The following is an 11,026-nucleotide window of genomic DNA, read 5'->3' on the forward strand; positions in this document are numbered from 1 at the left end:
CGTGGGACAGCTTTTTTTATTCGCGCATTTTAAATGCTGCGTTAATTTGACCGCGAAGCATTTTATTACGCACAGAGGATTTTTTCATTTCTTCACGACGTATCTCAAACGTCTGCATACCATCCTCCATCTTATTTGCGATGTCCACAAGCCTCTCTATATCACCAAAGGAATACTTGCGAGTACCCCCTTTACTTCTTTCAGGGAAAATTAGCTTTCTTTCTTCGTAGTAGCGTATTTGACGTTCTGAAAGTCCTGTAAGTTCACTTGCGATACCGATACTAATCACTTTCTTGTCTTTATATGACGATGGCAAAGAAATCCACATCCTCCCGAAGAGCAACTTTTTTCTCACTATATCATGAAAAAAGATTCGCTTGGTGAAAAATGTGAGATAATCTTACATTGGTCATTTCTCGTCAGAATTCTTCACAATAAGCTCTTTCAATTCTTGGATTTCTTTTCGTAATTCGGTTACTTCTTTATGTGTATCCTTCACTTCTTCATCAGCATTTTCTGCTTTTTCTACATTATTGACGATTACACCAATGAATAGGTTAAATACAACAAAGGTTCCTACTAAAACGAAGGAGACGAAGTAAATCCAAGACCACCATAGTTCTTCAAAGATTGGTCTCATAACCGCAGATGCCCATGATTCTAACGTAACTACTTGGAATAGGGTTAATAAGGACAACTGTAAATTCCCGAAATATTCTGGAGCAACTTCTTGGAAGAGCATTGTGCCAATAACGGCAAAGATATAAAAGATAATACTCATGAGTAAAAAAATGTTTCCGAGAGCAGGGATCGTTAATAGAAGCGCATCCACTAATTTTCGTAAAGATGGGATAACAGAGATTGCTCTGAATACGCGTAGCACTCTTAAAATACGTAGCACCGTTACGAAGTGCGCACCTACAAAGATATGACCAGCTGCGACAATGATAAAATCGAACCAATTCCAACTATTGCTAAAGAACGATTTAATATTGCGAGAAGCAAGTAGACGCAGTGCTATCTCAACTGTAAAGATCCAAAGTAAAACTCGGTCTGCCGCAAAAAAGAATGCGCGATTATTCTCATATATTCCTTGATATGTCTCGACACCGACGATTATCGCATTAATTAAAATGAGGATAATGATTGTCGTTGTAAATGCATTGCTGTTGACTAAGCGATGTAGTGGTCGTTGCCAGCTCTTAAGTGTTGTAATATCTTCCAACAGAATTCTCCTCCTAAATAAGCATCTCTACTATTCTACTAGAGATGCTTAAAGAAAGAAATATAGCTTATTACAAATTATGATCGTTTTAGCGCATTTGTTAACACGATACCAAGTTCTTTAGAGCGGTCGTTTGCCGCCCCAATGCAATCTATCAGTGCTTTTTGCACGTGACGTTCTTCTAACACATGGAAGCCAGCCTCTGTCGTTCCTCCTGGACTCATGATCTGCTTATAGAGCTCTCTAGGTGTATGAGACGAAACTTTAGCCGTTTCGCTTGCTCCGGAAAGAGTTTGTAGAATCAGCTTTCGAGCAAGTTCCTTTTCAATCCCAATATCGTGAGCAGCAATCTCCATTGCTTCTACTAGATAGTAAATATAAGCGGGACCAGTACCAGTTAGAGCTGTAATAGGATCTAATAGTTTTTCCTCTACGAAAGCGATCTCTCCAACTAAACTAAAAAGCCTAGATATAGCATCAATTGATACATTCGACGCAGACTGTCCGGCAGCTATAGAGGTCATAGATTTATTCACCGCAGCAGATGTGTTTGGCATTGTTCGAATGACCTGCGCGAGAGGAGCGACCTCTTCAAGAGACGTTATTGTGATACCAGCCATCACCGATACGACTATTGTAGAAGAGGTCATATGAGGAACGTATGGCATTAGCGCATCTTTATAATCTTTAGGCTTACATGTAAGGAGCAGGATATCTGCATGCTGTAAAAGAGCTTTTGGGTCACGTGATGTATGCACGCCATAAGTTGATTCGAGATGGAGAAGTTTATGATCGTCTGAACGATTTGTAACTAGCATAGATACATCATCATGTCGTGCCCATCCAGCTATTAAGGCTTCGGCCATAGAGCCAGATCCAATAATTGATACATTCACTGTAAGTCCCCCAAATAATAAAATTATGTTAATTATCTGACTAGTAGTAAAGCTTGTCAAGAAGGGATATACAGCTTTTCTTCCTTTTAGTATGATGAAAATAGGAGAGGACTGATAATATGGTAAATCGATTAGCGCATAAGGTTGTTGTGATTACTGGTGCTTCAAGTGGTATAGGACGTGAGATGGCACTTGAGGTTGCAAGGCAAGGAGCTATTCCAGTATTACTCGCAAGATCTTTAAATAAGCTGGAGCAATTATCAAGTGAGATATATGAGGAGACGTCAAAGCATGCGCCATATTTTACATTAGATGTGACTAACTTTGATCAAATTAAAGAAGTAGTAGAGCAAATAGAAGCAAAAGTGGGGTCCATTGATGTGTTAATAAATAACGCTGGGTATGCGGTATTTGACTCGATCTGGCAAGCTGATTTAGCAGATCTAGAGGGGATATTCCAAGTGAACGTATTTGGAGCTATAGCGATGACGCAAGCAGTCTTGCCGTCGATGATTGGGCGCAATAGTGGACAAATCATCTTTGTTGGCTCGGCACTATCTAAAATGATCTCTCCAAAGTCGAGCTTTTATGTGGCATCCAAGCACGCAATTTACGGATTTGCTAATACGATTCGGATGGAGCTTGCAGATACAGCCATCAACGTCTCTGTTGTAAATCCAGGTCCCATTAAAACGGCCTTTTTTGATCGCGCAGATAAAACGGGCGAATACGTTAATCAAGTGGAGAAATTTATGCTTCGTGCCGACTATGTCTCTAAAAAAACCATTCAGCTAATTAAACGTCCTCGAAGAGAAATTAATTTACCTTTATGGATGAACATATTAACAAGAATATATCAGGTCTCACCTAGACTCATTGAATTTGTTGGGAAGGATATCATGACTAAAAAGTAAGTTGTCACAAAATAGTCACAATTCGGCTAGTCTTGAATCCGATTACACGTTGTATCCTAGTGTCAAAGGCGGTACAGCCTAACGTAATGCCGAATGGCAGAAAGGATTTTCTATCACTATGATAGTAAAAGATTTAGTCGAATCAAAGCAGTTGTTGGCGGGAGAGACAGAAGAGCACGTCTATATCGTGTACGAGCGATATGAAAATGTTGACTGTCAGTATCGTGATAAACAGTTTGAAGAACTAGAGTGTGATCCAGAAGAACGAATTCAAATTTTAATGGGCTCATCAGACAGTTCATTAGTTGTGAAAGAAACGTTGGAAATTGGTAAGGATCATCCATCATTAGAATCTGCGCTAGATTTCATTAAAACATCTAAGCCAGACCTTTTTAACTAAATTTAATCATGCCGTCTTCAAATAAACTGAAGACGGCTTTTTTATTGCTAATATAAATAGCATAAAAAACGTTTAAAAGAATTGAGGGAGAAGAACATTGATAAAAGTCGTTTTTGTTTGCTTAGGCAATATTTGTCGATCGCCAATGGCAGAGGCAATCTTCAGAAAAAGGATTTATGAAAAGGAACTCACTGATCATATCTCTGTTGAGTCGGCGGGAACAGCCTCTTGGCATGAAGGAAAACCACCTCATGAGGGTACAAGACAAATATTAGACCAACACACTATTTCATATAACGGACAGACAGCAAGAGGAGTTAGGGAAGCAGACTACCAAGCTGATTATCTTGTTGTTATGGATAATAGCAACTTAGAGGATGTAAAAAATGGACGAAATCATGTAGCTAATGCTTTTCGGCTTCTCGATCTAGTTTCAGAAATAGAAAACAAGGATGTACCTGATCCATACTTTACTGGCGATTTTGAAGAGACGTTCAGCTTAATCAATGAAGGGTGTGAGCGATTATTAGCGAAAATAATCAGAGAGAAATTTTAGTTGAGAACTGATTTTGAATAATCCAAACGTTTTTCAACTTTATAGCTGAAAAACGTTTTTTAGTACTTTCATACTAGGAACCCGAATATACGTTTCATTTGTCAGAGACTAGGGAAAATTAACCCTAATGACCCGGAAGTGGAGGCGTGTAGCATGAGTGAGATTAGTAGAGTATTACAAGCAAGAAATTGGATGAAAACAAACGAGGATTTTTTATCAACGTGGCACGCACATGTTGGTTACAAAATGGATTTATTTCACTATTTCGCTAACGGCGCTTCTGTGCACGCAGTGGCTTCAAAGCACGAATTATCAGAAGAGCTGTTGCAAAGATGGGTAGATGTTGGTTTAGAAATCGGTCATTTAAAAACGACCCTTACTAAAAAGATAAAAGCTAAGCCTAAAATGGTTCGCTATGCTTCACGTCAAAGTGAGGAGTCTGTTGGTATTCTTCTAACCGAAATGATGGAGCTTCATATCCCGACGTTGTTAGAGTATCCAGATTTAATGAAGTCTAATAGTAAAATTACGTACTTGTCAGACAAATTTGCAGATGTAGTTGCCGAGACATCAACGTTACTTGAAAAGGCGGCTGCTTCAAAAATATTAAAAATAGTTAAAACAGAAAAACCAAAATCAGCTATTGATTTAGGGTGCGGATTAGGAGGATACCTTCGTCAAATTAATGAGAAGTATCCTAAGATGGAGCTTACAGGAGTAGAAATGAGTGAGGAAGTGGTGCAGAAAGCACGTAAAAAACTTGATGATTCTATAACTATTCAGCAAGGAGATATCGTTGAATTTTTGGATTCTTACGAGAAGCAAGTTGATTTTATTATGGCTCACAACCTTCTTTACTACTTCAGTCGTGACGAACGGATTAATTTATATAAACGTATGTCAAAAATCCTACGTAATGGAGGCGTCATTTCGTTTATCTGCCCAATCGTAAATGCAAGATGGGGCCGAACGTTTACTACAGCGTTTAATACGTTTATGACAGCACATGAAAATCTTCACCCGCTGCCAAGTTTAGAAGAACTTGAAAAAGATGTACAGGTTGCTAATCTTCATGTGAAATCGAGTAAACCGCTTATTAGAGAAGGTGGATGGTATTTAATCACTGTAAAAAAAGAACTTAAATAGCGGAACACTTTCCCCTTCTCCGCATACATATAACGAGACATCCTGAAGCGGAGAAGGGGACGATAGCATGTGTGGGATTACTGGTATAATTAGTATTACGAAAGAAGTAGATCCAGCACCAATTCAAGCAATGACTCATGCTTTACTACATCGCGGGCCCGATACTAATGAAGTCTATAAATCAAATCATGCAGTATTTGGTCATACAAGATTAACAGTTGTCGACCCTCATAATGGTAGACAGCCAATGAGCCGAGTGGTGAGAGGATCTACTTACACGATATGTTATAACGGAGAGCTCTACAATACAGAAGCTATTCGTAAAGAATTAGCTGAAATTGGATATTCCTTTCAAGGACATTCAGATACAGAAGTACTCCTTACAGCTTATATAGAGTGGGGAGAGGCGTGCTTAAAAAAGCTAAATGGCATCTTTGCGTTTGCCATCTGGAATAGTCGTGATCGCTCATTATTTGTAGCGCGGGACAGACTTGGCGTAAAGCCTCTATTCTATTCCTACAAAGATGGTATTTTTTTATTTGCTTCAGAAATAAAGGCTCTTTTAAAACATCCCCTTATTTCTAGAAAAGTTGATGAAGAGGGGCGTCTTCAACTTTTAGCTCTAAGTCCAATGCGAGCGAGCGGGCATGCGATATTTAGAGATATAAATGAGCTTAAACCAGCGCATCAATTGTTTTTTAATCAACATAACTTAACGATCTCGAGGTATTGGAATGTACCCACCTCGAAACACGTGGATTCCTATGAAATGACAGTAGAACGTGTGAGGGAACTTTTAACTAGCACCGTTGTAGATCAACTTGTCTCTGATGTACCAGTAGTAACTTTTTTATCCGGAGGAATTGATTCAAGTGCTATCACTGCGATCGCTAGTGATCATATTCGCACGAGTTACTCTGTGGAATACGAAGAAAATGACAAACACTTTGCATCTTCTTTCTATCAGCCAAATAGAGATGCCACATATATCGATTTAGTTAAGCAGGCATATCACTTAAATCATAAGACTATTGAGCTCAGCCAACAGTCGCTTGTAGACTCCTTGAATCAGGCTGTTATTGCTAGGGATCTTCCTGGTATGGCGGATATAGATAGCTCTCTTATGCTATTTTCAAAAGAAATTAAGAAAGATGCAACAGTTGCTTTATCAGGAGAGTGTGCTGACGAGATATTTGGAGGATATCCATGGTTTTTTAAAGAAGCTATTGGGTTTCCATGGTTACACAAAGATAGAGCCACATTATTAAAAAAGCAAGATCAAAAAGCAGCTTCAGCTTATACAAATGAACTTTATAAAAATACGTTAGCAGAAACACCTCTAAACGGAGATGAATTGCCAGAGGAAGCAAGGTTGAAAAAGCTATGCTACGCAAATATTCACTGGTTTATGCAAACATTGCTTGAGCGTAAAGATCGAATGAGCATGGCAAGCAGTCTTGAAGTAAGAGTGCCTTTTGCTAATCATGAGATCGTAGAATATGCATGGAGCATACCATGGGAATGGAAATTAGCCGGTGGAAGAGAGAAAAAACTTCTCCGAGACGCTGTAACTCCAATTCTGCCTACAGAAATTGTGCAACGCAAAAAAAGCCCTTATCCCAAAACTCATCATCCAGCTTACAAAGATGCTGTACAAAAGAAAATGCAAAGCATAATAAAACAAAAGGATTCCATACTATTTGATTTGTATGATTATGGTGAAATAAAGGAGTTAGTGAACACGGGTGGCGAATCTTATAAAGAGCCCTTTTTTGGTCAATTAATGACGGGTCCACAACTACTTGCCTACTTTATTCAATTAGAGTACTGGCTTAAAGAGTACAATATAGCATTCATTTAAAATCAATAGTGTAGAACATATCAATTGCAAAATGTATAAGTTCTTTATACAATTTGTATAACTTTTGTTGAATAATATAAAAGAAATTAAGGTAGGTGTGTCGCGTGACTAATATCGCAATAATTGGAGCAGGACCAGGAGGTCTAGCCTGTGGCATGATTTTAGCTGCTAATGGCTATAAAGTTGATATATATGAAAAGCAATCTTACGTGGGCGGGCGCACTTCCTCTTTCACGAAAGATGGATTTACGTTTGATTTAGGACCTACTTTTTTTAGTATGCCTCACATTCTCGAAGAGGTATTTGAAGCCTCTGGAAAGAAATTAAGTGATTATGTGGAACTTATGGAATTAGATCCGATGTACGCGTTAGATTTTAACGACATGACAATACGTGCATCAAGAGATCCTCAAAAGATGATAGCTGAAATAGAAAAGCATTTCCCAGGAAATGGGAAGAGTTATGAAGCGTTTATGAACGATACAAGAAAAAAATTAAATGTACTATCTCCAATTTTACAAAATAACCATGCTTCTCTTTTTGATTACATGAGATGGAGAAGTATAAAAGCTCTACCCCAGCTCGAGATCGGTAAAACACTTTATGACGTTTTATCCAAATATTTTGATGATGAGCGTTTAAAGCTCTCCTTTACCTTTCAATCAAAATATTTAGGTATGTCGCCTTGGGACTGTCCTGGAGCATTTAGTATTCTTTCCTTTATGGAGCATGAATTTGGTGTTTATCATCCTAAAGGGGGGTTAAATCAACTTACTAAAGGAATGGCAAAAGCATTTGAAGAACTTGGTGGTACTATTCATTTAAATAATGGAGTAAAGAAGATTCATGTATCTAACCGCCGTGTGACAGGTGTTTTATTAGAGAATGATGAAATGGTTTCATCCGATAACCTTGTCATGAATGCGGATTTTGCCTATGCTATGACGCATCTTTTCGAAGATGGAGTAATTAAGAAATACGCTCCTGAAAAGTTAGAAAAGAAAAAGTACTCTTGTTCCACTTTTATGATGTATGTAGGTATTGATAGAGAACTAGAATTAGACCATCACACTATCCTTTTCTCTGATGACTATAAACGCAACGTAGAAGAGATCACGAAGACACAGTTGTTGTCGGAAGATCCATCTATTTATGTGCAAAATGCTAGTGTGACCGATAAAACACTTGCGCCAGTTGGACAAGCTGCCTTGTATATTTTAGCGCCTGTGCCTAATAACGATAGTGGAATAGATTGGGATAATAAAAAAGGAGAATTTAGAGACCTTGTTTATTCCATCATCGAAAAGAGAACCGGAATCGATATTAAGCAACACATCGTTACAGAAGAAATTTTATCCCCTAAAGAGTGGGAAGTAGATAAGCTTGTTTATAAAGGAGCTACATTTAATTTAGCTCACAACCTCGGACAAATGATGTACTTTAGACCACATAATCAATTTGAAGAAATTGACGGTCTTTATTTAGTTGGCGGAGGAACTCACCCAGGTAGTGGATTACCCACTATTTTTGAGTCTGCTAGAATAACTTCTAAGCTGTTACTCGATCAAAAAAAGGAGGCCCACGCATGAAAACTGCAATTATAGGTGGTGGCATCGGAGGTCTTGTCACAGCTCTTTACGAAGTGTTAGATGGTAATGACGTGACCATTTTTGAACAGAGGGACAAGCTTGGAGGAAGGCTTAGCTATCATCAGCAAGGAGCATATAAAGTAGATGAGGGACCAACAATCGTCTTACTTCCTGAGATGATCACATCTATTTTGGAGCAAATTGGTATCACAGAGGATGACATTCAGTTCGAGAGGATTGACCCTGTTTATCCGCTTCATTATAAAGACGGCATGACTTTTCTTAAATGGAGTAATAAAGAAAAACAAATGGAAGAAATGACTCGCCTCTTTCCTCAAGACGTAGAGGCTTATAAACAGTACATTAAAGATATGAACGATCGTTTTACTGTAGGTAAGCCAGCGTTTTTAGATCGGGCGTTTATAGATAAAAAGACGTTTTGGACGAAGAGCAATGTGAAGACGTTAGTTAAATTAAAAGCGTATCAAACCGTTCGTCAACAAGTGAAAAAGTATTTTGAATCTGAAAGGCTTCAAGAATCATTTGCACTACAAACACTGTATATCGGTGGCGCTCCTGAACAAACTCCTGCTATTTATTCGCTTGTCTCCTTTAGCGAACATGAACATGGAGTATGGTATGTGAAGGGAGGCTATGCAAGGTTAGCGGAGGTATTAGCAGAAGCAGTTGAAAAGCACGGTATTACAGTCCATTTGAACACAAAAGTGGACGAACTAGTAGTAGATGAACAAGAAGCTGTTGGTGTGCGCATTGAAAACACGTTGTATAGCTTTGATCGCTTTGTCCTGAATGGGGACTTCCCTAACATGGAGGGACTAGTTAGAAAGCAAAAAAAACGAGCGTATAACCCTTCCTCAGGCTGCTTACTTATGTATATGGGACTCAATGAACCGTTAGCGACAGAGCATGTACACCAATTTTATATGGGTGATCGTTTAGACGAGCATATGAAACAACTATTTGATGAACAGCGTGTCCCGACTGATCCGTCCTTTTATGTGTTCAATCCGTCGTTAATTGATTCAACATTAGCTCCAAAAGGGCACGGGGTTGCTTACGTATTAGTTCCTGTTCCGTCGGCATCTAAAGTAACAAAGGAGCAACTCTATCAATTAGGAGAAGAGATGATGGAACGCTTAGAGCAGCGAGTAGATCCTGCTATACGATCAAAAATAGTATGGAAGCATGTGCGAACACCTCATGACCAGCAATTAGAAGGTCTATTTGATGGTGGTAGCTTTGGAATAGCTCCAACTCTGTTTCAATCAGGTGTGTTTCGACCACAAATAAAGCCATTTTCGCTTCAGAACGTATATGCGGTTGGTGCATCTGTGCATCCTGGTGGTGGAATTCCTATAGTTATGCAAGGAGCAAAGCTTCTAGCAGACCTATTACAAGAAGAAAAAGTAGCACAAAAAGCTACGAAGTAAAATTCACGACAGTAGCGTCATTATCTGTTATGATAGTGTTACTAGTTGGAAACGATGAAACTATGAAGGGAGCTATCGCCAATGCATGTTCAAGAAGCATATGATCAATGTAAACAAATCATCGAGCATCATTCCAAAACATTCGCAAAGGCTTTTCAACACCTTCCAAAGAATAAGCGTCAAGCTGTCTGGGCTGTCTATGCTTTTTGTCGTACTGCCGATGATATTGTAGATGAAGGGAATAACAGTCAAAAAAGATTGGCTCAGTTTAAACGAGAATTGGATGTGTTTTTTCAAGGAGAGCTTCCGAGTAGGACACCTTTATGGATTGCGCTTCAAGATACATTTTCACAGTTTGATTTTGATGAAGATCCTTTCTACGATATGATTAAAGGGCAAGAAATGGATCTTGTTAAAATGTCTTATGAGACAATTGAGGACGTTATTAACTATTCTTATCATGTAGCAAGTACGGTTGGATTAATGTTACTACCTATCCTTGCACCTGATAATAAAGAACGTCTTCGCCAAAGTGCTATGGAGCTTGGTTACGCTATGCAAATTACCAACATTTTGCGAGACGTTGGGGAGGATTTGGATCGAGGAAGAAAATACTTACCTACATCACTCATGCTTAAGCACGGTTATACGAATGCGATGCTTGAAGATAGAGTGATTAATAGCTCGTTTCAGGCTGTTTGGGAAGAAATGGCGAGACTTGCGGAGCACTACTATGAAGCTGGGCTACGTGACATGCACTTATACCCTATACATTCTAGATTACCAGTTCAAGCAGCTGCTCACTTATACCGTCACATCTTAACAAAAGTAAGACATAATCATTATGATGCGTTTAATAAGCGTGCGATTGTGAGCTCCGAGCAAAAAACCGTTATTTTGAGTGGGATTGCGGAGATAAATTAATACGTTTAATGTAAAGAAGCTTTCTTATCTGAGTAGATGAAAGCTTCTTTTTCGTGTAAGTATT

Annotated in this window: 11 protein-coding genes; 8 read left to right on the forward strand and 3 right to left on the reverse strand. The window is 38.7% G+C overall.

Annotation, left to right across the window (positions count from 1 at the left end; translation table 11 throughout):
* Window positions 1-16: 16 nt before the first annotated feature.
* The 3 genes from FLK61_RS08465 to proC all read right to left on the reverse strand — a co-directional run bounded on the left by FLK61_RS08465 (window position 17) and on the right by proC (window position 2,121).
* The gene (locus FLK61_RS08465; RefSeq protein WP_176009036.1) at window positions 17-328 is read right to left on the reverse strand and encodes a MerR family transcriptional regulator; all 312 of its coding nucleotides are present in this window, start codon (window positions 326-328) and stop codon (window positions 17-19) included.
* An 81-nt stretch (window positions 329-409) separates the two neighbouring features.
* Window positions 410-1,225: an ion transporter gene (locus FLK61_RS08470; RefSeq protein WP_249777703.1), complete on the reverse strand. Its 816-nt coding sequence runs from the start codon at window positions 1,223-1,225 to the stop codon at window positions 410-412.
* A 77-nt stretch (window positions 1,226-1,302) separates the two neighbouring features.
* The gene (gene proC / locus FLK61_RS08475; protein WP_176009037.1) at window positions 1,303-2,121 is read right to left on the reverse strand and encodes a pyrroline-5-carboxylate reductase; all 819 of its coding nucleotides are present in this window, start codon (window positions 2,119-2,121) and stop codon (window positions 1,303-1,305) included.
* Window positions 2,122-2,240: 119 nt separating this feature from the next.
* Between proC and FLK61_RS08480 the strand changes: the two genes are divergently transcribed.
* The 8 genes from FLK61_RS08480 (at window position 2,241) to FLK61_RS08515 (ending at window position 10,962) form a co-directional block, all read left to right on the forward strand.
* On the forward strand, window positions 2,241-3,035 hold the full coding sequence (locus FLK61_RS08480) for an SDR family NAD(P)-dependent oxidoreductase (protein WP_176009038.1): 795 nt from the start codon (window positions 2,241-2,243) through the stop codon (window positions 3,033-3,035).
* Between the two features lie 118 nt (window positions 3,036-3,153).
* Window positions 3,154-3,435 (forward strand): hypothetical protein, encoded by a 282-nt coding sequence (locus tag FLK61_RS08485; RefSeq protein WP_176009039.1) that lies wholly within the window; start codon window positions 3,154-3,156, stop codon window positions 3,433-3,435.
* 97 nt (window positions 3,436-3,532) lie between these two features.
* Window positions 3,533-3,991, forward strand: coding sequence for a low molecular weight protein-tyrosine-phosphatase (locus tag FLK61_RS08490; RefSeq protein ID WP_176009040.1), 459 nt, complete (start codon window positions 3,533-3,535; stop codon window positions 3,989-3,991).
* 153 nt (window positions 3,992-4,144) lie between these two features.
* Entirely contained in the window at window positions 4,145-5,137 is a 993-nt protein-coding gene (locus FLK61_RS08495) for a class I SAM-dependent methyltransferase (RefSeq protein WP_176009041.1), read from the forward strand.
* Between the two features lie 67 nt (window positions 5,138-5,204).
* A complete protein-coding gene (gene asnB / locus FLK61_RS08500) occupies window positions 5,205-6,998 on the forward strand; it encodes an asparagine synthase (glutamine-hydrolyzing) (RefSeq protein ID WP_176009042.1) in 1,794 nt (597 codons plus the stop codon).
* 104 nt (window positions 6,999-7,102) lie between these two features.
* The gene (locus FLK61_RS08505; RefSeq protein WP_176009043.1) at window positions 7,103-8,587 is read left to right on the forward strand and encodes a phytoene desaturase family protein; all 1,485 of its coding nucleotides are present in this window, start codon (window positions 7,103-7,105) and stop codon (window positions 8,585-8,587) included.
* Complete coding sequence (locus FLK61_RS08510; RefSeq protein WP_176009044.1) at window positions 8,584-10,038, forward strand: phytoene desaturase family protein; 1,455 nt, start codon at window positions 8,584-8,586, stop codon at window positions 10,036-10,038. Before FLK61_RS08505 ends, FLK61_RS08510 begins: the two co-directional genes overlap by 4 nt.
* Window positions 10,039-10,119: 81 nt before the next feature.
* The gene (locus FLK61_RS08515) at window positions 10,120-10,962 is read left to right on the forward strand and encodes a phytoene/squalene synthase family protein (RefSeq protein ID WP_176009045.1); all 843 of its coding nucleotides are present in this window, start codon (window positions 10,120-10,122) and stop codon (window positions 10,960-10,962) included.
* The last annotated feature ends 64 nt before the right edge of the window (window positions 10,963-11,026 follow it).

The sequence above is a fragment of the Paenalkalicoccus suaedae genome (assembly GCF_006965545.2).
Classification (GTDB): Bacteria; Bacillota; Bacilli; order Bacillales; family Salisediminibacteriaceae; genus Paenalkalicoccus; species Paenalkalicoccus suaedae.

Excerpts from the sequence above, each read along its gene's own strand:
- asnB (WP_176009042.1), top strand. The coding sequence starts at position 5,205 with ATGTGTGGGATTACTGGTATAATTAGTATTACGAAAGAAGTAGATCCA.
- FLK61_RS08480 (WP_176009038.1), top strand. The coding sequence starts at position 2,241 with ATGGTAAATCGATTAGCGCATAAGGTTGTTGTGATTACTGGTGCTTCA.
- FLK61_RS08485 (WP_176009039.1), top strand. The coding sequence starts at position 3,154 with ATGATAGTAAAAGATTTAGTCGAATCAAAGCAGTTGTTGGCGGGAGAG.
- FLK61_RS08510 (WP_176009044.1), top strand. The coding sequence starts at position 8,584 with ATGAAAACTGCAATTATAGGTGGTGGCATCGGAGGTCTTGTCACAGCT.
- FLK61_RS08495 (WP_176009041.1), top strand. The coding sequence starts at position 4,145 with ATGAGTGAGATTAGTAGAGTATTACAAGCAAGAAATTGGATGAAAACA.
- FLK61_RS08465 (WP_176009036.1), bottom strand. The coding sequence starts at position 328 with ATGTGGATTTCTTTGCCATCGTCATATAAAGACAAGAAAGTGATTAGT.
- FLK61_RS08515 (WP_176009045.1), top strand. The coding sequence starts at position 10,120 with ATGCATGTTCAAGAAGCATATGATCAATGTAAACAAATCATCGAGCAT.